The sequence below is a fragment of the Alcanivorax profundi genome (assembly GCF_003597125.1).
GTDB classification, from domain to species: Bacteria; Pseudomonadota; Gammaproteobacteria; order Pseudomonadales; family Alcanivoracaceae; genus Alcanivorax; species Alcanivorax profundi.
This window is the reverse complement of record NZ_QYYA01000002.1, coordinates 186,314-211,647: the sequence shown is the minus strand read 5'-3', so window position 1 is coordinate 211,647 and position 25,334 is coordinate 186,314. Positions and strand designations below refer to the sequence as shown.

Genomic DNA, 25,334 nt, shown 5'->3' with positions numbered 1-25,334 from the left:
CGCTGCGGCGGGTCGGACGTCTGGGTTCGGACGTCTGACGCAAGGGAATAATCGGTTTTGTCGTCCGACTTCAGACGTCCGACGTCAGACTAAAGTGAGTATAGCGAGCAAAAATGGCTGACGAATTTGAAAGTTTTCCCCTGAGGGAATACACCGAAAAAGCGTACCTGGATTATTCCATGTACGTGATTCTCGATCGGGCCCTGCCGAATATCGGTGACGGCCTGAAACCGGTGCAGCGTCGAATCGTGTACGCGATGAGTGAGCTGGGCCTGAAGAATACCGCCAAGTACAAGAAGTCCGCCCGTACCGTGGGTGATGTACTGGGTAAGTATCACCCCCATGGAGACTCGGCCTGTTACGAGGCCATGGTATTGATGGCGCAGCCGTTCAGTTACCGCTATCCGTTGGTGGATGGTCAGGGTAACTGGGGCAGCGCGGATGATCCGAAGTCCTTCGCGGCCATGCGTTATACCGAATCCAAGTTGGCGCCCTATGCCGAGGTGCTACTGGCGGAGCTGGGGCAGGGCACGGTGGAATGGGTGCCGAACTTCGATGGCACCATGGATGAGCCGAAGCTGCTGCCGGCACGACTGCCCAATGTGCTGCTCAATGGCACCACCGGTATTGCGGTGGGCATGAGCACAGACATTCCGCCCCATAACCTGCGTGAAGTCGCCAACGCCTGTATCCATCTGCTGAAAGATCCCGGCGCCTCGCTGGATGATTTGATGGAGCATATTACCGGGCCGGATTTCCCCACCGAGGCGGAAATCATTACCCCGATCAACGACATCATCCGCATGTACGCCGAGGGCAAGGGGTCGCTGAAACAGCGTGCCGTTTACGAGCGTGAGGATGGCGATATCGTGGTCACGGCGCTGCCGTATCAGGTCTCCGGCGCCAAGGTGCTGGAGCAGATCGCCGACCAGATGAACAAGAAAAAGCTGCCCATGGTCAGCGACCTGCGTGATGAATCCGATCACGAGAATCCGACCCGGCTGGTGATTACACCCAAATCCAACCGGGTGGATATTGAGCAGCTCATGGGGCACCTGTTTGCTACCACGGATCTGGAAAAGAACTACCGGGTTAACCTGAACATGATCGGCATTGATGGCCGGCCACAGGTGAAGAGCCTGGACACCATTCTCAACGAGTGGTTGCAGTTCCGCATGGTCACGGTGCGCCGTCGCTTGCAGCACCGCCTCGACAAGGTGCTCGAACGCCTGCATATCCTGGAAGGCTTGTTGGTCGCATTCCTCAATATTGATGAAGTGATCCACATCATTCGTACCGAAGATGCGCCCAAGCCGGTGCTGATGGAGCGCTTCGGGATTTCCGACCGCCAGGCCGAAGCCATCCTCGAACTGAAATTGCGCCACCTGGCCAAACTCGAGGAAATGAAGATTCGTGGCGAGCAGGATGAGCTCAACGAAGAACGTGAAACCCTGGAAGCCACGCTCGGCTCCACGGCCCGCATGAAGAAACTGGTGGCGAAAGAGCTGAAGGAAGACGCTGAGAAATACGGGGATGACCGTCGCTCGCCGCTGGTGGAACGCAGTGCCGCTTCCGCGCTGGATGAAACCGATCTGGTCAGTGCCGATCCGGTGACGGTGGTGCTGTCTGAAAAAGGCTGGGTGCGTGCTGCCAAGGGGCATGATGTGGATGTGGAAGGCCTCAGCTACAAGGCCGGCGACAAATACCGCGCCAGTGCCCGGGGCAAGTCGAATCAGCCGGTGTGCTTTATCGACAGTACCGGGCGCAGTTATTCCCTCCCTGCACATACCCTGCCCAGCGCCCGAGGCCAGGGCGAGCCGTTGTCCGGGCGGGTCAGTCCGCCCTCGGGGGCCATTTTCATGGCCGCCGTCATGGGCAAGGAAAAGGATGCCTTCCTGATGAGCACCGATGCCGGCTACGGCTTTGTGGTGCGCTATACCGATCTGCTCGCTAACAAGAAGGCGGGCAAGGCCGCGCTGAGCGTGCCCAAGGGGGCCAAGGTGCTGGTACCGCAGGCGGTGGGCAGTGTCAGCGATGACCTTATCGCACTGGTGTCCAACGAAGGGCGTTTGTTGGTCTTCCCGGTCAAGGAGCTGCCGGAAATGGCGCGCGGTAAAGGCAACAAGATGATGTCGATACCGTCTGCACGGGTGGCGGCACGGGAAGAGTTTGTGCAAGACGTGCAGGTGTTGGGGCCGCAGGATTCGTTAACCATCTTTGCTGGTAAACGCCACCTGACGCTGAAGGCATCTGACCTGGAGCATTACTACGGTGAACGGGGCCGCCGGGGTGCCAAGCTGCCACGTGGTTTCCAGAACGTGGACAGCATGGCTGTTGAGAGAAAGGGCGCTTAAACAGCAGGGACTGAGGGAACAGTAATGGTACGGGGCGTCATTACAGTGTTGTTGTTGCTGATCAATACCCTGGTATTGATCGGCCCCATGATGGTGGTGGCGCTGCTGAAGTTGCTGTTGCCGGTAGCGGCCCTGCGGCGAGCCTGCTCGGTAATGGTGATGACCATTGCCGAAACCTGGGCGGAAATCTGCAAGGCGATCTTTGCCTTGATGACCCCGACACAATGGGATATCCGCGGGGTGGCAGCGTTACGCCAGGACACCTCCTACCTGGTGGTCAGTAATCACCAGTCATGGGTCGATATTCCGGCGTTGGTGCAGGCGTTCAATCGCAAGACCCCGTATTTCAAGTTCTTCCTAAAGAAGGAGTTGATCTGGGTGCCGTTTCTGGGCTTGGCGTTCTGGGCACTGGATTATCCGTTCATGAAGCGCTACAGCAAGGCGGTGCTGGCGAAACATCCGGAACTCAAGGGCAAGGATCTGGAGATTACCCGCCGGGCCTGTGAAAAGTTTCAGGGCATCCCGGTTACGGTGGTGAACTTTCTGGAAGGGACCCGTTTTACACCGGCCAAGCACAAGCAACAGGGGGCGCCCTACACCCACCTTCTCAACCCAAAGGCTGGGGGTGTGGCCTTCGTGCTGGCAGCACTGGGGGATAATCTTGACGCGCTCCTGGACGTGACGATCGCCTATCCGCAGGGCACGCCACCCGGTTTCTGGGCACTGCTAAGTGGCAAGGTGAATCGCGTGGTGGTGGACGTGCAGACGCGTCCGCTGGATCCCGCCCTGTGGCGCAGTGATTACCAGGAAGATGCCGAGTTTCGTGCCGAGTTACAGCAGTGGGTTAGCGAATTGTGGGCAGCCAAGGACCTGCACTTGCAAGAACTGAAGCGAGAAATCAGCTGATTCCTCGCTAGAAAGCGGGCCCCTGAAAGTTCAGTGTTAGCGCCACGTACGGGCCCCCAAATTTCAGGTTTACGGCCTGATTCCGGGAATCCTCGTCGAGTTTTATGAACATCTGATGGAAGCCGACTTCCAGCCCCAGTAAAAAATCCGATTGCCACCCTGCCCGTAAAATAAAGTCGCCCAACTGATCTTCATCCAGATAGATGCCATTGGCTTCGGCTCCCAGGTACGCGTTATCGGATAACAATGGGAACGGTAAATACCCCGCCAGATGGAATACCGGAAGCGTCTCGTCAATGCGGCGTATTGCCTGTGCCGAAGTGGAAAGAATTTCCAGTTCGCCGTTCAGATCCCGGGCTGCCAGCCCAACATTCACTTTGCCTCCGTTGTTGCGGGGGAGAGAGTAGTACAGGGTGGCATCAGAAACGCGGAGATCCAGATCGTTACGAATCTGGTCTCCGGCAATAAAACTTTCGCCTGCGAACTGCAGATCCCGGGGGGACGAAGTGCTGGCGGCATCGCGCACCCCCAGGTAGCGAAGCCGGGCATTGGGCAGCCAGTGATTGTCGTGTTCCAGTGTGAGGTAGGCGCCGCTCTGTCTGGCATGGTTGAACTGCAGATCGTTATCCAGATCCAGTTCATCTCCGTCGCTGATGGTGCCCTCCAGTTCACTGTTCCAGCTGTACCCTCCCCCGGATAAACGGACGCCCTCGGCCAAGGCAGAATGGCTGATAGCGAGGCTGGCACAGGCGAGGACAATCCCTGTCTTCATTGTTCGGGTCTCCTGCAAGGTCAGAAACCAATCGAGAGCGCCAGGTAAGGGCCGCCCATTTCCAGGTCGGTGTCCAGAGAGCTGACATCTTCCAGATCCAGTTGCAGGTAGCTATAGCCGACTTCAATGCCAATCAGGTAATCGGAGCGCCAACCGACCTGCACATCGAAATCATTGATGCCAGAGCCATCGTATTCAATGGCATTGATTTCCCCTCCCACATAGACACCGGGTACAGGGAGGTTGGCTCTGGCGCCAAGATGCAACATGGGGACAATTTCATCGACGTCGATTCGGGCATCGGAATTCAGACTATTGAGATGCAGGTAGCCTTCCATCTTGCGGACGGTCAGGCCCACATCCAGTTTCAGGGCAGTATCTACTGGCGTGTAGTAGAAGGTGCCATCGAGCATCTCCATATCAAAGTCGGTATCGACTCGGGTTTGCGCCACATAGATCTGGCCATTGAACTCGAAGGTGCGCTGGATACGGTTGCTGGCCGTATCAGAAAGATCCATATAGCGGACCCGGAAGTTGGGGAGGATCGGAACGGCGTGTTCAATGCCCAGATAAAGGACACCCTGATCGGCTTCGTTGAAGCCCAGATCATCCTGCACATCAATGTTGGCCCCGCCGGAGGAGAAGGTGCCTTCCAGTTCACTGTCCCAGCTGTACCCACCGCCATAGACAGTGAGGCCTGGCGCCGCGTACAGGGCAGAGGAGGTAAACAGGGCGGCGGTTGCAAGCAGCGTTCGTTTCATGAGTGATCCAGTCGGCAGGGAATGTCCCTGAAGTATAGCGCAGGGAGGATGCCGGGCGCCAAGGCAGTGCGGATTCTGCTAGAATCGCTCTACGCAAATGTGTTTAACGGGCTGCAGGCCCTGGAGTTCACACAGTCATGTTTCTTGACGAGATGCCCGGTCAGTTCCGTTACCCCGCCCCGGAAGATGCAGAAGATGAGGTGCTACTGGCAGATATCCAGCGCAAGGGATGGCACCATTTTGCCGTGCCTGGAGGTGATGGTCAGCCTGGCTATACTTTTAGCGTGGGGCATTTCCTGAACTTGAACCACCCCGAGCTGATCGTGGTGGGGTTGAAGGACGCGCTGGCCAGCCGCTTGCTCGACAGCGCTGCAGTGCGTATTCGTGGCCTGAACAAGCCGTATCAGCCCTACCGGCTATACAATGATATTGCCGATGGTCTCGAGGTCATGTTCCTTCCGGTGGGGTTTGCGCACTACAAGGAATACCTGGGCTTTGCCAACTGGTTCTACCAGAGCCTGCCAGCGCCATATCCGGCGTTGCAGATGGTCTGGCCTGACCCGAAAGGGGTGTTCCCGTGGCAGCCGGGCTATGATGCCCGCTTCCGACGCGCTCAGCCGCTGCTGGGGACGGCTCCGGCAACGCCCCTGGCCCGTTAAGCCGCCAGACGGAAGGGCAACCAGTTTGCCCTGCGACGATTCTGGTCACTGATAGATGAGAGATTTGCCATGAGCTCCCTGCAGGAACAATTGATGAAGGCCGGCCTGTCGGACCAAAAAAAGGCGCGCCGGGCCAAGCAGCAGAAACGTGAAGTGGCCAACAAGGTCAAGCGTGGCGAGATCGAACAGGACGATGCCGCCGAGCGGGTGCGTCGTCAGCAGGCGGAAAAAGCCGAAGCCGATCGCCAGCGCGAAGCGGAACGCAAGGCCGAGCGTGAGCGCAAGGAAATTGCTGCCCAGATCAAGCAAATGATTGAGCAAAGTCGCCTCGACCGAAACGGTGCCGAGGTGGCCTATCAGTTCGTGCAGGACAAGAAAATCAAGAAAACCTGGGTTACGGCAAAACAGCAGCAACAGCTGGAGCGAGGTCAGGTTGCCATTGTCGCACTGGGTGAGGGCGTTGAGCTGGTCCCCACGGTGGTGGCTGAAAAGATCCGCCAGCGTGATGACGCCCCCATTCTGGTGCTCAATGAGCGCGGTGCGCAGGATGTGGATGAGGATGATCCCTACAAGGATTTCCCCATTCCCGATGATCTGATGTGGTGATGAAAAGCGGCAAGCTTCAAGCTACAGCACAGGTGGGCACGGTGTGGTCTCGAAGGCACTGCCCGCGATGTCGGCCCTGATGAAATCCTGGCCTTTACTCTCCGACAACCGGACTCTCTTATGACGGCTTCTTCTTCCCTGACGCTGGGGCGTCGGTATTCGCTGGAAGTGATTCGGGCGGTGCGTAATGGCCTGTTACTGGACGGCGGCCCATTGGGCGATGTGTTGCTTCCGACCCGGGAAGCCGGTGACCTGCAACCCGGTGACAGCGTGCTGGTCACGCTTTACAACGATGGCCAGGGCAGCACCATGGCGTCGGTAAAAGCGCCCAAGGTACAACGGGGCGAAGTTGCCAGTCTGGGCGTGGTCTCCACCAGCAAGTTAGGCGCTTTTCTGGATTGGGGTATGCCCAAGGATCTGTTGTTGCCTTTGGCTGAACAGACCGCCCCCTTGCGGCCCGGAGGTCGGGCGCTGGTCATGGTGACCACCGATCGGGAAGGGCGGTTGTTGGCCAGTGCCAAGCTGGATCGTTTCCTGAAAGATACCTGCAATGAATTCCAGCAAGGTGATGAGGTGGCCCTGATTGCCGGGCGGGAGACCGATCTGGGCTGGAAGATGGTCGTCAATCATCGTTATTGGGGCATGATTGCCCGCAAGGAACTGCGTGCGCCGCTTAAACCTGGCCAGCGGGTCACCGGCTATGTGCAGCGTCTGCGCGAAGACGGCAAACTCAGCTTGTCCCTGAATGCGCCGGGTGCAGCCAAGAGTGATGCCCTGAGCGAGCAGATTCTGGCAGCACTGGAAAACGCCGGTGGCGAATTGCCGTTGGGTGACAAGAGTGCGCCGGACGCGATCTTCGATGCCTTCCGCTGCAGCAAGAATGCCTTCAAGCAAGCCATTGGCGGGCTCTACAAGGCGCGCAAGATCGTCATCGAGAAAGACCGTATCCGCAAAGCCTGATAAATCTTCCTGCTCGAGGAATCTCCATGCTGCTGACCCTGTACCTGATCGGTATCACTGCTGAAGCTATGACCGGGGCGTTGGCGGCGGGGCGATTGCGCATGGATTTGTTCGGGGTGGTGATGATTGCCACCGTCACCGCGTTTGGGGGCGGCTCTATCCGTGACCTCTTGTTGGGGCATTACCCGCTGACCTGGGTTGCCCACCCGGAATATCTGTTGCTGACGACCTCGGCGGCGTTGCTGACCATCTGGATTGCACCGCTCATGTCCCGCCTGCGCATGCTGTTTCTGATGCTGGATGCCCTCGGACTGGTGGCGTTCACGATTATTGGTGTGAAAGTGGCACAAAGCATGGGGCTGGGCATGCCGGTGGCGGTACTGGCAGGGCTGATTACCGGCATCTTTGGCGGGGTGATTCGTGACCTGCTGTGCAACCGTGTTCCGCTGGTGTTTCAGAAGGAACTGTATGCGGTGGTGTCGCTGGGGTCGGCTTGCCTGTTTCTGGTGTTGCAACAGATGGCCTGGCCGGCCTGGCTGATCACGCTGTTGACGCTGGCCGCTGGATTTACGGTCCGCATGCTGGCGATCCGTTATCAGTGGCACCTGCCGCGTTTTGAGTACAACGTCCCCGAGAAATAACCGTTACTGCCAGACCAGTGTCAGCGTTTCCTTGCTGGCAAAGCGCAGCAAGTGGCTGTCGATCACGGATTGCAGTTTCTCCACATTGTCTTCTCCCGCCTGACAGTGCAGATGCAGGGCCTCTGGTTGGGCGTCCAGCTCACAGGTGCCGAAAGGGAAGCGGATAATGCCACGGCTATCATCGAATTCCGTGTCGACTTTGTGGCTGAAGTGCCGACAGAGTTTTTTCAGGTACAGGCTGGCATGGGCGGTGGGGGCGTAGCCATGTCGATGTGTCATGGTGGTTCCTTTAATGGTTGATTGTGTCAACTATATTTGCGATTAAAGTTGATAAAGTCAACCAGTTTTGGGTGCATAGACAAGAGAAGGGGGTGCCATGCAGGAATCCATCAGTCAGGCGTTGGGGGAAGTCTTTACGGATATCCTCAATCGTCTTCGTGGTGAGATGCGTGAGGGGCTGGCGGACCTGCCCCTGAGCCTGGGGCCGCCGGACATTGGCTTGCTGGGCTTTCTTGCACGCTACCCGGGCAGCACCGCCCGCGAACTATGTGATTACCTGGGCCGCGACAAGGCGCAGATGGCTCGCAAGCTTAAGCAGCTGGAAGGTGCCGGCCTGCTGGGCAAGGAAGCGGATGCCCATGATCGCCGGCGGACCCATCTGTTCCTGACCCCGGAAGGGGAAGGAGTGGCGAAACGGGGGCAGCAGGTTCGCCAGCAGGCTTTCGCCAGTTTGCTGGTGGGGCTGGATGCGCGGGAGCAGGAGCAGCTCCTGGCGTTGCTGATGAAAGCCGCAGGCAAAACGGACATAAAGTGATGGCCGTCCTGTAGGCGGCTGGGTAAGGTGTCGGAATGCCGGGGTTGCCCCGGCAAGTTGATGATCAATGGAAATGAGTGACCGGGAGTGGTTATGAACAAGATGCGTGTTGGGTTGCTGGCGGTGTCGCTGGGTATGGTGATGAGTGCGCCGGTGCAGGCGTTCGACTTCAAGAAAATGACAGACTCTGCCAATGAGGCGGTGAACAGCGCTTCGCAAAAAGCGAATTCTTCCATCAGTGAGGCCAGCGATGCGGCCAACAGTGGCATGGCCATTACTGGTGAAGCCCAGGCTCTGGTGGACTCGCTGACCAAGGATCTGGGCGTGACTCAGCAGCAAGCCGCGGGGGGTGCCGGTGCGCTCTTGGCCATGGCCCAGAACAACCTGTCAGCCGACCAGTTCGGCGGTATTCTGGACAAGGTGCCGGGGCTCGATTCCCTGCTGGGTGGTGGCAGCGGTGTGGCGTCCTCCATGCTGGGCAACATTTCCTCGTTGCAGGGTGTCGCGAAGGTGTTTTCGTCGCTGGGTCTGAGCCCGGAAATGATCTCCCAGTTTGCGCCGAAAATTCTCGGCTTCCTGGGCAATGAAGGAGTGGGTAGCACGGCGCTGAACGCTCTGAAAGGCCTGTGGGGCGCCGGCGCGTCCTGATGCTTTGCCCGCTCGCTCTGCACTCCGGCAGAGTGAGCGGTCTGGGCGGGTTGTTGTTGTGCCCGCCTTCTTCCTCTCTCTCCTGTCCCGCGCCTCTTGGCTGACCTGCGTTTATGCAGGTGCCTTATCGTTGCGCAAATCGCAGCAGCTGCCGATGACACATGGCCGGGGTTTGCCCGCTCCAACGCTTGAAGGAGCGACGGAAGTTGGTGCTGTCGGTGAAATTCAGTCGTGCGCACACCTGATCCGGGCCCAGGCCATGAAAGGCAAGCCAGTGTACGGCCTGGTGCAGTCGGGCTTCATCCAGCAGTTGCTGGTAGTGACTGGAAAAACCTTTCAGGCGTCGTTTCAGGGTCGCGGGGCTGCACTCCAGCCATTCGGCGCTTTCCTGCAGTGACGGCGGCTGGTGAATGTGTTCCAGCAAGTGCAGGTAGAGCCCGTGACGCAGACTGAGAGTGCCTGGTAGCGAGGCGATTTCCTGTTGGCACTGCTGCAGGGCTGCCTGCCTGGCGGTGGCCGAGTGGTTGGGCCAGGGGCGCTCCAGATACTCCAGGGGCAGCAGCATGGCGTCTATCTGTGAGGCAAAGTGCAGTGGGCCGCTCAGATGAACCTGGTACTGCTCGGGGTAATCGGGGCAGTCATGCCGGAACAGAAATTGCCAGGGCAGACGTTCGCCGCTAAGCCAGCGGGTGACCGAGGCGACGCCGGTCATGGCGGCTTCGACGATGAATCGCCAATGCGGGCCGCTGCCAGCACAGTCGAGCCACTGCAGGCAGAGATGTTGCTCGCTGAGTGACAATCGAGCCCCTGCCAGCGGCTGAATCAGCACGCCGAAATCACAGAACACCTGCAGCGCCTGGGCCAGGTTACCGGCATTGGCGAGCAGGGTGCTGGCGGCACCATAATGGCCGGGGAACAGGCGCTGGCCATAGCGAAAGCTGAGTTCCGGATCGGCCAGGCTGCGGCGACTGTTGTGAATGAGCTGAAGAAAATCATGGCTGCTGAGCTGCGCCTCCCCCTGCACGATTTGTTCACGGAACAGGCCGGTATGACGTAGCAGTACATTGCTGTCGATGGCCTGATCCGCTGCCAGATCCAGCAGTACGGCAGCCTGCCCGTGGGCAGGAATAAAGCGCTGGTCATGCAGGAAAAAAACCATCTCAGGCGACTCGGGACGGACTGTGCAGGTTGCGATTGGCGCGCTCGATCAGGCTGTCGGCATCCTCGTCATGGGCCACAGCAAGACCGGCCATGATGGCCACGGGGTGGGTGATGCCGCGCTGGGTCTTGAACGCAAAATGGCGAACCGCCTGTTCCAGTTCCCGGGTCAAGGACTCGGCTTCCTGGCGCCCCGTACGCGGTAGCACAACGGCGAAACGGTCACCGGCGTAACGGCACAGCAGATCCTGCTGGCGCAGGTTGAGCAGCAGCACTTCGGCCACTTCCCTTAACAGCCGGTCACTGTCGTGGGGGCCGAGGAGTCGGCGGCTATGGTCGAAGCAGTGCAGATCCAGCATGACCAGTGACAGGGGTTGGTCCTGTTTGAGCAGTTCCATGGCCAATTGCTCGCGCAGGTAGCGTGGTCCGGAAAGTGGTGTCAGGCCATCGAGGCTGCGATGCTCCCGAAACACCCGCTCCCGTTTCTGCAGCTGGGCGGATATTGCCTGCTGTTCCCGGTGCCAGTGGTAGATCCCCAGTGTCAGCAGCAGCATGCCCAGAGGCATGGCGCCGGATTCCAGCCAGTGGTCCCACATCACGGCAGACGGTAACTGGATGAATTCATCCATCAGGTCCTGCCAGTAGGCCAGGAAAAGGGTACTCAGGCCTGTCACCAGCAAGCGGGTGACTCGACCGGTCGGGCGGCTGTTGAGAATCAGCCCAATCCACAGCAGGGCAAGCAGCGCGGCTCCCCCTTCCCCCGCGATGTCCAGCCACACCAGTTCCGATACCGTTTTCAGATCGCCACTGGCCAGGTTGGCCAGCACCACCAGGTTCGCCATGACCAGCAGGGCAATCAGGGAACCTCGATGCAGGCTGAGTCGCTGTTTCACATGCATTCTCCTTTCTGACTGCCGCAGCAATACGGGAGGGAGGTTGCAGTTTGATGAAAACCCTGTGGTGAGCGCGAGGGGTCGAATTGGCTCAGGGCAATGATGAATGCCCCTGGCTTTTCCGTGTTGTGACCGGCTCGGGTGAGTACAGGCCTGCCCTGGAGGGGGTCACAACAGCTCAAATTGACCGAGAAACACCGCGAAAACTGGCTCTTGTGGTGAGGCTGTAACCGAACTGAAATAGGGGCTGCCTAACGTGCCGGGCATTGCCAATTTCACAGGGCATTGCCCGGGGGACACCCATGTCATCTAACATGTTGTTTAACAGGCTGTTGAGAAGCCCGTTGCGTGCTCAGTCTTTCAGGCTGGTTCGCAATCTAGGCGCGCTTTTGAAGGTGTATGTCCATCCATCGAAAAAGCGCAACAACGAGTGCGGGCCAGCCTGGAAGACCCGAAGGGCGCGGCCTGAAGGGCCCATCTGCTGCGCTTTGTCGCTAGGAAAGGGAGCCACCCTGCCCGTCGCGACAAAACACAACAGCTGCACCCTTCAGGCCACGCTGAGCATGCAAGGGGCTTCTCAACAGCCTGTCGGGCCGCCTGTGGCGCGGACTCTATTGGCCACGGCGATTGCCGTGGTGTGTGGCCAGCTTCACGCACAAAGCGGGGAGCCCAACGAGATCGAAACGGTGCGCGTTATCGGTCAGGCGGCCAGTACCGACCGGGCGCTCAGTGAGCAGCGTGCGGCCGATAATATTGAAAGCAAGGTGCGGGCAGATGATATCGGGGACTTCCCGGACAACAACGTGTCCGAGTCCCTGCAGCGGATGCCGGGTGTCTCTATTGAACGGGATCAGGGTGAGGGGCGTTTTGTTCGGGTGCGTGGTGTGGCCCCGGATCTTAATGCGGTTAACGTCAATGGCATTCAGGTGCCGGCGCCCGAGGCCGGACGCCGCGCCGTGGCGCTGGATGTGATCCCTGCAGATTTGCTGGAGTCCCTGACCGTGGTCAAGACCCTGACCCCGGACATGGACGGCAACTCGCTGGGGGGCACGGTGGAGGTTGAGACCCTGTCAGCGTTTGACCGCGATGGCCTGTTTTATTCCGTCAGTGGCGCCGGCAGCTACGACGAGCACACCGATCAGACCAGTCCAGAATTCGCCGTGGCAGCCAGCAACCAGTTTTCACTGGGCGGCGGGGAAAAGAATCTTGGTGTGGCCGGTGCCGTGAGCTGGGGCAAACGCGATTTCGGGTCTGACAACGTGGAAACGGGCGGCGCCTGGGATTTTGATGATAACAATGCCCTGGAAGAATTCGAGCAGCGCGATTACATGATTACCCGCGAGCGGCTGGGTATGGCGCTGAACGTCGATTACCTGCTCAGTGATGACACCAGCCTGTATCTGCGCACTTTGCACAGTGAATTCCGGGATGAAGAAATTCGTCAGGCTAATGTTTTCGCCTTTGACTCTGCCCAGCAACCGGGGCAGACCGGCGTTACCGAAGTGGAAAAAGAACTGAAGGACCGTGAAGAAACCCAGGATATTTCGTCTTTCGTTCTCGGTGGACAGCACGTATCCGGGGAATGGACCACGGATTTTCGTGCAGGTTACAGCACGGCGCAGGAAGACGAGCCCCGCCATGCGGACAGCACCGTGTTCGTGGCGGACTTCACCGATGGGGGCTATCAGGGCCACCGCAAGCCTTCAGCGCTGTATCCCACGGGTTTCTATGACGACAGCAACTTCGATCTGGATGAGATTGAAGTGACGGAAGGCAAAACAACGGATGAGCAGGTCGATGTGGCGCTGGACTTTACCCGTGACCTGTACTGGAACGATAACCCGGCATCGATCAAGTTCGGCACCAAAGCCAGCCAGCGCACCAAAGACAGCGATGTGAATGTCTGGACCTATGGTCCCAGTGCCAGTCTGGCGGATCATGCCACCGATGTGGATTACGAGCTCGGCAACTTTGGTTCGGGCATTGATCCGGATTCCATTGACGGTTTGATTGCCGGCCCCGGTCAGTACGAAGATATCGCGTCGGCTATTGAAGACTACGAGATGTCGGAAGATCGTCAGGCGGCGTATCTGATGGGCACCGTGGATATTCAGCAACTGCGTATTCTTGCCGGTGTACGTTATGAGCGACTGGACTTCGAGGCGGACGGTTTCGGCGATGACAACGGCACCATCACAGCCAGTCATTACGACAACGATGAAGATCACTGGCTGCCGGCGCTGCACCTGCGCTATCAGCTGACCAACGATACGCTGGTGCGTTCTGCCTTTACCCGCAGTGTTGTACGGCCCACCTTTGAGCAGCTTTCTCCCGGGTTTGAAATTGATGGCAGTGAGGCCAGCTTTGGCAACCCGGCATTGAAATCACTGGAATCCAATAACCTGGATCTGGGCATCGAGCATTACATGGGCCGTGCTGGTGTGGTGTCGGCGTTTGCGTTCTACAAGGACATCAAGAACTTTGCCTACCTGACAGACAAGGGGGGCACGCCGGGTTACACCGCTTTTGATGATGCGGAGACCTTCGAGAATGGCAATGATGCGAGTCTCTACGGCATTGAGCTGGCCTACTCCAAACAGTTCAGCGAGTTACCTGCGCCCTTCAACGGCCTGCTGATGGGGGCGAATGCCACCTTGGTGGATTCCTCCGCCGAAATTGAAAGTTACGATGAAGGTAGCGGTACCACCTTCCGTCGTGACATCGCCTTGCCCAGTCAGTCCGATGTCACCGGTAACCTGATGGTCGGGTATGAAACCCAAAAGCTGAGCTTGCGTCTGGCGGCCAATTACACCGGCAAGTTCCTGCAGGAGGTCAGTGATTCGATGGACAAGCGCTATGACATCTACACGGATGATCACATCCAGCTGGACTTCAACGGGTATTACTTCCTGACCGATAACCTGCAGCTGACATTTGAAGCGATCAACATCAATGATGAACCTTTCTATGCCTACACCGGGAAGGAAAAGTTCAACGCACAATACGAAGAGTATGGCCCCACGTTCAAGCTGGGTCTTGCACTGAAAAGCCTTTAATCAGGCGGGCCGGGGGCGTGTTTCCCGGTCCTTTTTTTGTCTGAAGGATGCATATGATGAATATCAAACCATGGGCTTTCGCATTGCTGGTGGTGATGGCGGGCTGCCAGGTGGAGAGCCCGGCGGCTCCCTCTTTGGCAGAGAAAGACTGGCAAAAAGAAACCTCACTGGGGCAGCCAAAAGGACTCTGGGTACAGGATGACCATGTGGTGACCGTGGATGCCAACGGCAATCTGGTCAGCGGTCAGCTCACCCTGGCCGAGGGGCAGTTTGAAGGCGTTGAAGGCCGTGTGGATGACAAGGGCGTTGTGCAACTGGTGACGGTGGATACCGCCAGCAATGAGGCAGTGCTGTTCACCCGGCATCAGGGGCAGTGGCAACTGGCCCAGAGAGTGCCGGCCCCCGAGTATGAAATCACCGGGTTCTGTCTGTATCAGGATAGCCAGTCGTTACTGTCGGTGTACCTGCTGGATGAGCGCGGCGGCGCTGACCAGTGGTTGCTGGGGGCGGCGGACAAGGCGTTGCCCGTGCGTCATCTGGTGTTGCCCCCGGGGGTGGAAAGTTGTGCCGTGGATGATGACAGCGCCAGCCTGTATGTAGCGGAAGAGTCTGTCGGTCTGTGGCGCTATCACGCGGACCCGGAGCGGGATGCCGAGCGTCAGTTGCTGGATCGCCTGGCTCCCCACGGCAACATTGCCGAAAACGCCAGTGCGGTGGCCGTGCTGCCCGGTGGGGTGGCACTGGTAGACAAGGAGGCTGGGGCGGTCAATCTGTACCTGGCCGATGGCCGTCTGCAACAACGTTTCGCTGTCCCTGTGCTGGACGAACCGGAGACCCTGGTAGTGACGCAGCAAGGGGAGCGTCTTGCCCTGTATGCCGTGGATGATGGTGACAAGGGCGTGCAAAGCGTGATGCTGTCCTGGCCCCATGCCGCACAACCCGGCATCACCCTGCCGGTAGTGTTGCCCACAGCACAAACCGATAGTGTCGAGCGCTATGGTGATGCCGCCGATGACCCGGCCATCTGGGTGCACCCGACGTCGCCGGCTGACAGTCTGATTCTTGGCACAGACAAGAAGGCGGGTTTGTATGTGTACGATTTGCAGGGCCGCACCCGTCAGTTTCTGGAAGTCGGCAGACTGAACAATGTGGATCTGCGTTACGGTATCGATGTGGCCGGGCGGCGCTGGGACATTGCCGTTGCCACTAATCGTGATCACAACAGCCTGCATCTTTTCCTGATCGATCCGGCCAGTGGCAAGGTGCAGGAAGCGGGTCAGATCGCCACCGGCATGAAGGACATTTATGGCATCTGCCTGTATCAGGACGATCAGCGGTTGTATGCCTTTGCAAATGACAAGAGTGGTGTGATCGAGCAGTGGCAGTTGCTGGGAGGGGACAGCATCACCGGTAAACGCGTGCGCGAACTGAAGGTGGCAAGCCAGCCGGAAGGGTGTGTGGCCGATGAGCAACAACAGCGCCTGTTTGTGGGTGAAGAAGATCGCGCGGTGTGGGTCTTCGCTGCCGGCGCAGATCAGCCGGTGACCGCCACCGAGGTCAAGGCTGCCGGAGAGGTACTGGTTGACGATATTGAAGGCCTGGCCTTGTATCAGGCCGATGACAGGAACTGGCTGGTGGTCTCCAGTCAGGGAGATAACAGCTATGTCATTCTGGAAGCAGACAGCCCGTATGCGGTGGTCGGTAAATTCCGTATCGGCATGAACCCTGAGGCCGGCGTGGACGGTGCCTCCGAAACCGATGGCCTGGAAGTCACCTCGGCAAATCTGGGAGGGGTTTATCAAAAAGGGATGTTGGTGGTCCAGGATGGTCGCAATCGTCTTCCCGATGCGCCACAGAACTACAAGATCGTGGCGTGGAAAGACATTGAGGCGATGTTGGAAAAGCCTTGAGCTACGAGCTGCAACGCGGGGCGGAATCTGGTGGTGATGTTGAACGCCTCGACCGCGCCGAAACCTTTGGCGCGGGCAGGGCCTGGCAAAACCTGCAGGCCCCGTCCGCGACTCATAGCTCACAGCTCATAGCTGCTCTTACTCTTATTCCCAGCCCGCCAGTACCAGTTTGCCGATGGTGCTGCCGGACTCCAGCCGGCGGTGGGCTTCTTTCAGATTGTTGGCGTTGATGGGGCCAAGGCCTTCGCTCACGGTAGTCTGAATGACGCCCTTGTCGACCAGTGTCGCCAGCTCGGCGAGACGGTCACCCTGCTGCTGCATCCTCCGGCCAAACAGCGGCCGGGTGAACATGAACTCCCAGCTAAAGCGGGCACTCTTCGGTTTCAGGGGATTCAGGTCCAGGGGGCCGCGGGCATCGACGATGGCACAGATGCCGCCAAGGGGGGCCACCGCCTGACAGGCCGCCTGCCAGTAATCATCCAGATTCTGGGTCACGAAGATGCCATCCATCTGGCCATCGCTGACGGCATCCAGTTGCGGTTGTAGCGGTTGACGGTAATCCACCAGATGATGGGCGCCCATGGCGTCGCACCAATTGGCGGACTGCTCCCTGCCGGCAGTGGCAATGACCGTCAGGCCAAAATAGCGGGCTGCCAGTTGAATGGCGATGGAGCCGACGCCCCCGGCCCCGCCAATGATCAGCAAGGTCTTGCCCTGACACTCGCCAGGGCGGAAGCCCAGCTGGTCTTCCAGAGCCTCCCAGGCGGTCAGCGCCGTCAGTGGCAAGGCTGCGGCTTCCTGCATGCCAAGGCTGTCCGGTTTGCGGCTGACCAATCGCTCGTCCACACACTGGTATTGGGCATTGCTGCCTTGCCGTTGCGCGCTGCCGGCATACCAGACCCGGTCGCCTGCCTTGAAGTTTTCCACCTCGCTACCCACTGCCTCGACGATGCCGGCTGCATCAAAACCCAATACCCGGTAACCGGGCTGTTCCAGCGGCCGTTGCCGTAATTTGGTATCAATAGGATTAACGGAAATGGCCTGAACCGAGACCAGCAGGTCTCTGGGGCCCGGGGAAGGCAGGTCCAGCTGGATGTCTTCCAGAGCGTGAATGTCGTCGATGGCGCGGGGCTGATTGAATCCAATGGCTTTCATTGACTGCCTCTGAGGGGTAACCGAAACACACAAGAATTTGGCACAAGATGCCGTGCAGACTATGCCACAGTATAACGGTGTCTGCCGTTGGACCTTTGGCAGTGTTGGGAGAGCAGGAGTTCAGATGAATTTTGAAGAATACAGGGCGTTTGATGCCATGGGGCTGGCCGAGTTGATCCAGAAAGGCGAGGTCACGCCCGCAGAGTTGCTGGAAGTGGCCATTGCGCGCGCGGAAGCCGTGAACCCGCAATTGAATGGCTTGATTATTCCCCTCTATGACATGGCCCGGGAGCGGGCGGGGACGACATTAAGCGGCCCGCTGGCAGGGGTGCCCATGTTGGTGAAAGACCTGTTTCAGGAAATCGGCGGCGCTCCCTGCTATCAGGGTAACAAGGCCCGCAAGGCCAGAGACATTAAGGCCGACGTGGATTCCACCCTGGTGGCGCGCTGGAAACAGGCCGGGCTGGTGCCTTTTGGTCGAACCAACACGCCAGAGTTTGGCGCCAAGGGAATCACCGAGCCGGACTCCTTCGGCCCGGCACGCAATCCCTGGAACCCGGACCATACCCCGGGGGGCTCTTCCGGCGGGTCCGCGGCCATGGTGGCGGCTGGCGTGGTGCCGGTGGCTGGAGCCAACGATGGCGGAGGCAGTATCCGTATTCCGGCGGCCTGTTGCGGGCTGTTCGGCTTGAAGCCCGGGCGTGGACGGACCCCGTGGGGGCCGCATTTCACTGAGGCCATGCACGGTATTGCGGTCAATCATGTGTTGACTCGCTCGGTGCGCGACAGTGCCTTGCTGCTGGATATCGCGCAGGGTGATGAGCGTGGCAGTCTGTTCCGGATCGCTCCTCCTGAGCAGGCCTATGCGCTGTCTGCGGCCAGCCGCCCGGGCAAGCTGCGCATCGGGTTTTCCACCCGTTCCCCACTGGGAACGGAGGTCAGCCCGGAAGCGGTGCGGGCAGTGGAAAACACCGTGGCGTTGCTGCGTGATCTGGGCCATGAGGTGGAAGAGGCCGAGCCGCAGATGGATGCCCGCCAGATGTGCATGGACTGGCTCAGCGTCTGGTTTGGGCAGTGCGCGGCGGAAGTGGACGAGGTGAAAGAACTCACCGGTTGTGGCGATGAGGGGTTCGAGCTGGACACGCTGGCCATCGCCGCCTTTGGTCGTGCCACTCCGGCCCACGAATACGTGAAATGCCAGACCCGCTGGCAGGGCTACATGATTGCGCTGGATGCGTTTCTGGCGCGCTATGACTTCTGGCTGACGCCAACGCTGGCATTGCCGCCCGCCGAGATTGGTGCCATGGCCACGCCTCCGTGGCAACAGGCCGCGCTGAAGATGGTGCTGAAAGTGGGGGCGGAAAAGCTGCTCATGAAGAGCGGCATGATTGAGCAGATGGCGCTGGAAAACTTCAAGTACATGCCTTTCACCCAGTTCGCCAACGTGACTGGCGTGCCGGCCATGTCGGTGCCGCTGCACTGGACCGAGGCAGGCCTGCCGTTAGGCTCGCAATTTGTTGGCGGCCACGGCGATGAAGGCAAGTTGCTGGCGTTAGCGGCTCAGCTGGAAGAGGCGGAACCCTGGTTTAACAAGGTGCCGATGTAGCCTGAGCCATGGCCCTTGCCGCGTTATCCTTCTGCCGCCGCCATGGCGGCAGGAGAACGGGCCAGATAAGCCAGCGCCTGCTCCGTATCCCCTTCGTGGATCGGATGGAAGCGCGGGGATACCCAGCGGGCGGTGGCGCGTACCAGAAAGGAGAAGGTGGGAACATTTTCTGTCTGCTTGCCCACCCGCTGCAGTTGCAGTAACAGCTGAGGGATCAGTTTGCGGCCGATCTTGCGGGTTTCCGGGTCCGGGTCCTGTTTTGCCAGGCTGCGAGCCCCTTCGGAAATAAAGTAGACAAACAGCGGGAACACAATGGCCATCAACGCCTGACGACTGACGTAAAAGCCCAGCTGGGTACGGCAAAGGTGCTCGAACAGGTCGTAGGCGACAGTGCGATGTTCCACCTCTTCCGCCAGATGCCACTTGAACAGGTCGACCATGGTGGCATCGCCGTTGCGCTCCCAGCTTTCGTTATCCATGGCCCATTGGCCAAGCACGCCGGTGAAGTGTTCGATCGCCGCGATCACCCCGACCCGGAACACCAGCCACTGTTTTTTCCACATATCCCGTTGCAGCATCTTCATGCCGAACGGGGCCTCGCCCAGGAAGGTGCCGAACAGCCACTCGATACGAGCCACATACGCTTCCACGCTCAGGCCGTGGGCTTCCAGATAGCTTTGTGCCTTGCTGTGGGCGCGGGAATGGATGGCTTCCTGGCGGATGAAGCCCTGTACGTCTTCACGCAAGGCATCGTCCGTGACCATGGGCAATGCCTGGTTATACACCCGGCAAAACCACAGCTCGCCAGCTGGCAGCAGCATATGAATGCCGTTGATCACATGGGTCGAAAACGGATCATCCCGGAGCCAGTGCAGGGGGGTATTGGCAAAATCGAACTGCACTTTGCGGGGCAGGATTTGATGACGCTGTGTGCGGGTCATGGCGTAGCTCTCAGTTTGCTTTCCCGGTTCCTGATCATGCCGGGCGTTTGGGGTGCCCCGACCAGATGGTGATGCAAGAAAGCTACAATGCAACTGTATCATTAGTCAATGTAATGGTTTGGCCTCATATTCCCTTGCCGGGAGCGTTGTGGTCATAGGACTGGAAAGTGAAAGAAATTCAGTAATGCTCAGGGGCCTTACAAAATTTACGAATTGAATCTTCTTCACATTTGTAAATGGTTCTCATCATCAATAATACTGCGCGGCGATTTTAATCAGACGACGCAGGTAGTTGAGATGAAAAAGGGGTATGGGGCGCCGTTGCTGGCAGGCCTGGTAGCAGGGGGCTGGGGAATGCCGGCCATGGCAGAAGAGAATCAGGCCCATGAGCTGGGCTCGGTAAAGGTGGTGTCGGCTGCGGGTTACGAGCAGAAAATAACCGATGCGCCTGCCAGTATTTCCGTTATCAGTCAGGAGGAGCTACACAGCCGGCCCTTTACCTCCGCGATTGATGCGGTACGTGAGCTGGAAGGGGTTGATGTGGGTGAGACCCGCGACAAGACCGGCCAGTCCACCATCTCCATGCGCGGCATGGGCGCTGATTACACCCTGATCCTGATCGACGGTCGTCGTCAGAATAACCACGGCGATATTTACCCCAACAATTTCGGGGGTAACCAGTTCAACCATATCCCGCCACTGGAAGCGATCGAACGCATCGAAGTGATCCGTGGCCCGGCCTCCACCTTGTACGGTGCCGACGCCATGGGCGGGGTGATCAACATCATCACCAAGAAAAATTACACCCGTTGGGGTGGCGGCATCAATGTGACTCGCACCCTGCAAGAGCATGACGAGTACGGTGATTCCAGCACGACGGACTTTTCTGTCTCCGGCCCACTGGGTGACCAGTTTGGTCTGGCCGTACGCGGCAGCCTTTACGATCAGGATGCATCCAACCCGGAATATGCACCGGTAACGGACCCCAATGGGGTGGTGCAAGAGCGTGAGCTGGGCTTCGGCGCGGGTGGTCGTACTGTTGACAATGAGGACACGGCGCTCGGTTTCACCCTGCGTTGGACCCCCACGGATAATCAACGCATTTCGCTGGACTACGATAACTCTGTCCAGACCTATGACAACTCGGAAAGCCAGCTGGGTACCCACGACAGCCCAGAAAGGTTGCCTCGCGCCGGTTATGCAGAAGACCAGGAGTTTACCCGTGAGCAAATCGCTCTGACCCATGAAGGTGAATGGGGCTTCGGTTTCAGCAATGTGTCCCTGACGTATCTGGCTACAAATAACGAAGGTCGCACCATGCCGCTGTCTGCAGCTGAGCGTGCCGAGTATGACGACATCATCGCCAACAATGCCGACTGTGTAGCGGATGCGGGCAGTGATGCCTGTTTGGCGGTGCTTGGGTCCACTTTCCTGCCGCGCCCGCAGCGCAAGCTGGAAAGCAATGAGCTGCGCCTGGACGGCAAGCTGGATATGCCGGTCAATGATCAGCATCTGGTTGTGGTGGGTACACAGATCTTGCGTGGCGAACTGGAAGACGGCGTGTTCGGGTTGGAGGGAGGAGACCCCGGCGAAGTGTCGGAAAATAATTTCTGGGCACTCTACGCCGAAGATAACTGGACGATCGTTGAACCATTTACCCTTACGACAGGGGTACGCTACGACAACCACGAAACCTTTGGTGACCAAATCAGCCCTCGCCTGTATGGGGTTTACCAGGTGCGGCCTGGCTGGACGGTGAAAGGCGGCGTGAGCACGGGTTACAAAACTCCGAAGACCACTGACCTGTATGACGGGATTACCGGTTTTGGCGGACAAGGCACTCGCCCTTGGGTGGGTAACCCGGACCTTGAGCCGGAAACCAGTGTGAACTCGGAAATTGCCTTGTACTGGGAAAGTCCGAATCGTCACAACGCCAACATCACTCTCTTCCAGAACGACTTCAAGGACAAGATTTCCCGTCAGGATAGTCAGCTGTGTTCTGCCACCGGTGGCCAGAAACCTTGTGTGGATCTGGGTAGTTATGAGTCGGTTGGCGGCATCGTGACGCAGCCGGTGAATGTGGACAAGGCTGTCATCAAGGGTGTTGAGGTAGCAGGTCGCTACCAGATCTCACCCCGCTGGTCCCTGCGTGCCAACTACACCTATATCGACAGTGAGCAGAAGAGTGGTGACGCCAAAGGTTACCCGCTGACGGGCAGTGCGCGGCACATGCTCAACGGTACACTGGATTGGCAGACCACCCAGAAGTTCGGCATGTTCCTGACAGTGGAAGGCCGCCACGATCGCTTCCGTGGCTTCGGTCGCAGTGGTCTGAACACCGATGCCAGCGGTGGCGAGTACTGGAAAGATTATGAAATTTACCACTTGGGGGCACGCCTGATGCTCAACGAGTCGGTGACGCTGCACGCCCGTGTGAACAACCTGCTGGACGAAGACTTTACGACCTACGATGTGGGCTTCGTGGATGACGGTTCCGGTGGCTACGACGTGGAATACTACGACGACTACAACAACAAGGATGCCCGTCGTAATTTCTGGATCGGCCTGCAAGCAACTTTCTGATCCGCACACCGCCCCTTGGGGGCGGTGTTACTCGCAAGGCGCGACAGGGAAGCCTGCCGTGCCTTGCTTGTGAATTGCGGCCTCACGCCGCTGGGTCAAAATGCAGCCTTGTGGCTTCAGTTGCTGATGGTAGAGGCACTGCTGGTGTTAACGGCACCTTTCAGCGAATGGATCTTGTCCACTTCTACCACGCTGCGGCCATCATCATGCTCCACTTCACCGGTGAAGTTCACCCGGGTGCCGGCTTTAAGTGGCCGGTCGGCGGTAAGCTTGTCATCCAGCTCAATTTCAATCTGGCCCTTGCGGTCACGCAGCAAATAACGCTCGTCACCGAGTGACTGGACTATCTCGCCTTCCATGCGGACCTGGGTACCTTCCTTGATGCCCTGATTAATGGCAGCGCTGTCGCTCTCGATAATGTCTCCAGCGGTTACGGTCGCCGCGGCGCCCATCAGTACAGAAGCAATAATCAGTTTTTTCATGAGTCATCCTCCTTGGTTGATGTCTCATGGAATTAGTGGGCGTAACGGGCAGAGATGTTCCTGATATTTGTAAAAGCAGGGTTAAAGTCCCAGGGGTAGCCACAGGGTTACAACGGATGGGCATTGAAGGTGTGCCAGAACAAGGTAGGACCAGGTTGTTGTTGGCTTATCGCAGAAAAGGCCGCAAAGGCCTTGCCGCTGTAGGTGTCTTCGACCAGGAGTCCCTGACGGGCGGCCTGCGTTTTGGCCTGTCGGGTCAGCTCAGAGGCCTGCCCATACCCTTTGCCCAGATAGTTGTCGTGCCAGTGCAGCAGGTGTGGGTTCAGCTCGCCGGGCTCGCCAAGTTGCTGCCAGGCAGTGTGGGCCATGCCCAGCGTCAGGCGTGCATTACAAACCGAAAACGGGCCGAGTCGTGTTGGGGCTACTTGCACGGCATGAATACGGGTGTTGAGGCCGCTGATCTGACTGCCCACCAGCAAGCCTGCGGCCGTGGCGCAGGACCCCGCAGCCACAACCAGTGCCGCAGGTGCCGGGCAGAGCCCCTCGTCGATCTGCTGTTTGAGTTCCAGCATGGCGTTGACATAGCCCAGGGTCGCCACCGGGTTGGAACAGCCTGCGTAGAGAAAGTAGTAACCGCGCTTAAGACGGCCGGGGTGCAGATACCAACCGAGGGCGGCACCAAGGAGACTGCCCCGGTCGTGCAGTCTGGCGCCGGCCTGTTGCATGGCCAGGCGGTTTTGCCTGACCACTGGTGAGTCCGGTTGCGGGAAGGTGAAGATGTCGCATCGCAGTCCTTCTTTCTGGCAGAGCAGGCTGGTGGCCAGGCCCGCATTGGTGCCGGTGGCGCCCAGGGTGACGACGGTGTGGGCATCTTCACGACGAATGTCCGGCAGTATCCATTCCAGCTTGCGCAGCTTGTTGCCACCGTAGGGGCGGGCACTGATGTCATCGCGTTTGACCCAGCAATTTGCGCCGAGACCCGGCAGGGGTTCCACTGGCGTGGGGAGCGTGCAGAGTGCGCTGGGGTTGAGCATGGCCAGCTCCGGGTAACGTTCCAGCAGTGGCCACGGCATCACGCACCCTCGCCCTGGGGCAGTGGTGGCCACCACTGGCGAATGGCCTGATCTTCCCAGACCGCCAGATCACCAAATTGCAGCATGACAAACTCGCTTTGAGTGGGGCGGAAGAAAATCTGGTCGTCCGGGGTCAGGGCTGTCTCGGGGCTGCCGTTGTACATCATCTGATTGGTGCTGACGCCATAGACACCGTTGGCCTGGATGCCAGCGGGAGACACTGGCTGTGCTTTCCAGTAGCCCCCGTAGATAAAGTAGGTGCGCTGACGATTGGGATCCCAGCGCTGCCAGGCGTCACCCAGGGGAATGGGGCCGGGGAGGTTCAGCCCGTCCATGGCCTTGATCACGGGAGCGGCAATGAACACCGCTGGGGCAAAGGCATCCAGGGAGGGCAGATCGAAATCGCTGGCCTTCACCAGACAAGAGCCGGCGCTGAGTTCGTTGACCACGGTGCTGTCGTCGTACAAGGCCAGGGTGGGGCTGCCAGCACCGTTAAAGCACAGTGATTGGGTCTGGTATTGCGGTGCCTGCTGGTATAGCCGATCAATGAACGACTGATAACGACGCTCGGTATGGCGATGGCCTTCTTCGGCACTTTCGATAAAGCCGGGCAACTTGCCCACGTGGGCGTCATAGCCCATGAAGCCGCTGAACTGCAGGTGCCTGGGGTTGGCATGGATCAGCGCAAGCAGGGCGTCCAGTTGTGACGGGTCGCCAAGGCCGCCACGGTGCAGCCCCACATCGATTTCCACATTGATGCGCATGGGCTGGTCGAGCTCCCGTGCCAGGGCCAGGTATTGTTCCAGACGCGGCAGGCTGTCGATCAACCACTGCAGTTGCAGGCTCGGGTCAAAGCGATGGGCTTCGCCCAGCTCCTGATAAAACCGACGGGCAGCCTGTATCGGCATGGGTTTGCCCAGCAGCATGTCGCAGCCCGGCTCGGCGTCGGCCAGGGCATTCATGAATGGTTGGTGGAACAGCATTACCCGCTGGCTGCCAGTATGGGTCATGACCTCCTGAATCAGGGGCACACTGGGCAGGGATTTGGCCACAATCCGGAAGTTGCACCCACTGGGTATCATGCTCATCAGGGTGCGGCAGTTGTCGGCGAGTCGTTGTCGGTCGATCAGCATCAGTGGACGGCCGGGCCCTGCGCTTTTCAGGGTGTCATTCAATTGCTGGAAGTAACGGTCATGGGCAGCACCACGGTTGTCTGGTCGCAGCAGCCAGCCCCCCGCCGCCAGGGCGCCCAGCCCGATCAACACTCCACGACGTTTCATGTGTTCTCCCCGGTTTGCCCAGGCTTGTGCCTGGTTCATCCTTGCCATGACCACAGGAACAAGCGGCCAATGGGCG

At 58.9% G+C, this 25,334-nt stretch carries 22 protein-coding genes; 12 read left to right on the top strand and 10 right to left on the bottom strand.

Features of this window, described 5'->3' with window-relative positions:
• The first annotated feature begins 113 nt into the window (after positions 1–113).
• On the top strand, positions 114–2,354 hold the full coding sequence (gene parC / locus D4A39_RS06205) for a DNA topoisomerase IV subunit A (protein WP_022986371.1): 2,241 nt from the start codon (positions 114–116) through the stop codon (positions 2,352–2,354).
• Between the two features lie 24 nt (positions 2,355–2,378).
• Positions 2,379–3,260 carry a 1-acylglycerol-3-phosphate O-acyltransferase, YihG family gene (gene yihG, locus D4A39_RS06200; RefSeq protein WP_022986372.1) on the top strand — a complete coding sequence of 294 codons (882 nt, stop codon included), beginning with the start codon at positions 2,379–2,381 and terminating at the stop codon, positions 3,258–3,260.
• Positions 3,261–3,267: 7 nt separating this feature from the next.
• Here yihG and D4A39_RS06195 read toward each other — a convergent pair whose 3' ends face one another.
• Entirely contained in the window at positions 3,268–4,032 is a 765-nt protein-coding gene (locus D4A39_RS06195) for a TIGR04219 family outer membrane beta-barrel protein (protein ID WP_022986373.1), read from the bottom strand.
• Between the two features lie 20 nt (positions 4,033–4,052).
• Positions 4,053–4,793, bottom strand: coding sequence for a TIGR04219 family outer membrane beta-barrel protein (locus D4A39_RS06190; RefSeq protein WP_022986374.1), 741 nt, complete (start codon positions 4,791–4,793; stop codon positions 4,053–4,055).
• Between the two features lie 137 nt (positions 4,794–4,930).
• Here D4A39_RS06190 and D4A39_RS06185 point away from each other — a divergent pair, with 137 nt between their 5' ends.
• The 4 genes from D4A39_RS06185 (at position 4,931) to D4A39_RS06170 (ending at position 7,659) form a co-directional block, all read left to right on the top strand.
• Positions 4,931–5,452 (top strand): DUF4262 domain-containing protein, encoded by a 522-nt coding sequence (locus D4A39_RS06185; RefSeq protein ID WP_022986375.1) that lies wholly within the window; start codon positions 4,931–4,933, stop codon positions 5,450–5,452.
• Between the two features lie 69 nt (positions 5,453–5,521).
• The gene (locus D4A39_RS06180) at positions 5,522–6,058 is read left to right on the top strand and encodes a DUF2058 domain-containing protein (protein ID WP_031226914.1); all 537 of its coding nucleotides are present in this window, start codon (positions 5,522–5,524) and stop codon (positions 6,056–6,058) included.
• A 120-nt stretch (positions 6,059–6,178) separates the two neighbouring features.
• Positions 6,179–7,018 carry a CvfB family protein gene (locus tag D4A39_RS06175; RefSeq protein ID WP_022986377.1) on the top strand — a complete coding sequence of 280 codons (840 nt, stop codon included), beginning with the start codon at positions 6,179–6,181 and terminating at the stop codon, positions 7,016–7,018.
• A gap of 26 nt (positions 7,019–7,044) precedes the next feature.
• Positions 7,045–7,659: a trimeric intracellular cation channel family protein gene (locus tag D4A39_RS06170; protein WP_022986378.1), complete on the top strand. Its 615-nt coding sequence runs from the start codon at positions 7,045–7,047 to the stop codon at positions 7,657–7,659.
• A 3-nt stretch (positions 7,660–7,662) separates the two neighbouring features.
• On the opposite strand, the gene D4A39_RS06165 is transcribed toward D4A39_RS06170, so the two are convergent.
• Complete coding sequence (locus tag D4A39_RS06165; protein ID WP_022986379.1) at positions 7,663–7,938, bottom strand: DUF2218 domain-containing protein; 276 nt, start codon at positions 7,936–7,938, stop codon at positions 7,663–7,665.
• A gap of 97 nt (positions 7,939–8,035) precedes the next feature.
• Between D4A39_RS06165 and D4A39_RS06160 the strand changes: the two genes are divergently transcribed.
• Positions 8,036–8,473, top strand: a complete 438-nt coding sequence (locus tag D4A39_RS06160; RefSeq protein ID WP_022986380.1) for a MarR family winged helix-turn-helix transcriptional regulator — start codon at positions 8,036–8,038, stop codon at positions 8,471–8,473.
• 93 nt (positions 8,474–8,566) lie between these two features.
• Complete coding sequence (locus D4A39_RS06155) at positions 8,567–9,121, top strand: DUF2780 domain-containing protein (protein ID WP_022986381.1); 555 nt, start codon at positions 8,567–8,569, stop codon at positions 9,119–9,121.
• 124 nt (positions 9,122–9,245) lie between these two features.
• Here the strand turns inward: D4A39_RS06155 and D4A39_RS06150 are convergent, their stop codons facing one another.
• Positions 9,246–10,280: an AraC family transcriptional regulator gene (locus D4A39_RS06150; protein ID WP_022986382.1), complete on the bottom strand. Its 1,035-nt coding sequence runs from the start codon at positions 10,278–10,280 to the stop codon at positions 9,246–9,248.
• Between the two features lies 1 nt (position 10,281).
• Entirely contained in the window at positions 10,282–11,172 is an 891-nt protein-coding gene (locus tag D4A39_RS06145) for a GGDEF domain-containing protein (protein WP_233192276.1), read from the bottom strand.
• Between the two features lie 563 nt (positions 11,173–11,735).
• Here D4A39_RS06145 and D4A39_RS06140 point away from each other — a divergent pair.
• Together D4A39_RS06140 and D4A39_RS06135 are read left to right on the top strand one after the other, a co-directional pair.
• Positions 11,736–14,228, top strand: coding sequence for a TonB-dependent receptor (locus D4A39_RS06140; protein WP_052017529.1), 2,493 nt, complete (start codon positions 11,736–11,738; stop codon positions 14,226–14,228).
• A gap of 56 nt (positions 14,229–14,284) precedes the next feature.
• Positions 14,285–16,138, top strand: coding sequence for a phytase (locus D4A39_RS06135; protein ID WP_022986209.1), 1,854 nt, complete (start codon positions 14,285–14,287; stop codon positions 16,136–16,138).
• 144 nt (positions 16,139–16,282) lie between these two features.
• On the opposite strand, the gene D4A39_RS06130 is transcribed toward D4A39_RS06135, so the two are convergent.
• Positions 16,283–17,293, bottom strand: a complete 1,011-nt coding sequence (locus D4A39_RS06130; RefSeq protein WP_022986208.1) for a zinc-binding alcohol dehydrogenase family protein — start codon at positions 17,291–17,293, stop codon at positions 16,283–16,285.
• A 124-nt stretch (positions 17,294–17,417) separates the two neighbouring features.
• Here D4A39_RS06130 and D4A39_RS06125 point away from each other — a divergent pair, with 124 nt between their 5' ends.
• On the top strand, positions 17,418–18,899 hold the full coding sequence (locus D4A39_RS06125) for an amidase (RefSeq protein WP_022986207.1): 1,482 nt from the start codon (positions 17,418–17,420) through the stop codon (positions 18,897–18,899).
• A 23-nt stretch (positions 18,900–18,922) separates the two neighbouring features.
• Here the strand turns inward: D4A39_RS06125 and D4A39_RS06120 are convergent, their stop codons facing one another.
• Positions 18,923–19,840, bottom strand: coding sequence for a metal-dependent hydrolase (locus D4A39_RS06120; RefSeq protein WP_119917716.1), 918 nt, complete (start codon positions 19,838–19,840; stop codon positions 18,923–18,925).
• A gap of 297 nt (positions 19,841–20,137) precedes the next feature.
• Here D4A39_RS06120 and D4A39_RS06115 point away from each other — a divergent pair, with 297 nt between their 5' ends.
• Positions 20,138–22,423, top strand: coding sequence for a TonB-dependent receptor domain-containing protein (locus tag D4A39_RS06115; RefSeq protein ID WP_119917715.1), 2,286 nt, complete (start codon positions 20,138–20,140; stop codon positions 22,421–22,423).
• 116 nt (positions 22,424–22,539) lie between these two features.
• Here D4A39_RS06115 and D4A39_RS06110 read toward each other — a convergent pair whose 3' ends face one another.
• The 3 genes from D4A39_RS06110 to D4A39_RS06100 all read right to left on the bottom strand — a co-directional run bounded on the left by D4A39_RS06110 (position 22,540) and on the right by D4A39_RS06100 (position 25,258).
• Positions 22,540–22,905: a NirD/YgiW/YdeI family stress tolerance protein gene (locus tag D4A39_RS06110; protein WP_022986204.1), complete on the bottom strand. Its 366-nt coding sequence runs from the start codon at positions 22,903–22,905 to the stop codon at positions 22,540–22,542.
• Between the two features lie 107 nt (positions 22,906–23,012).
• A complete protein-coding gene (locus D4A39_RS06105) occupies positions 23,013–23,978 on the bottom strand; it encodes a 1-aminocyclopropane-1-carboxylate deaminase/D-cysteine desulfhydrase (RefSeq protein ID WP_119917714.1) in 966 nt (321 codons plus the stop codon).
• Complete coding sequence (locus D4A39_RS06100) at positions 23,978–25,258, bottom strand: alanine racemase (RefSeq protein ID WP_119917713.1); 1,281 nt, start codon at positions 25,256–25,258, stop codon at positions 23,978–23,980. Before D4A39_RS06100 ends, D4A39_RS06105 begins: the two co-directional genes overlap by 1 nt.
• Between the last annotated feature and the right edge of the window lie 76 nt (positions 25,259–25,334).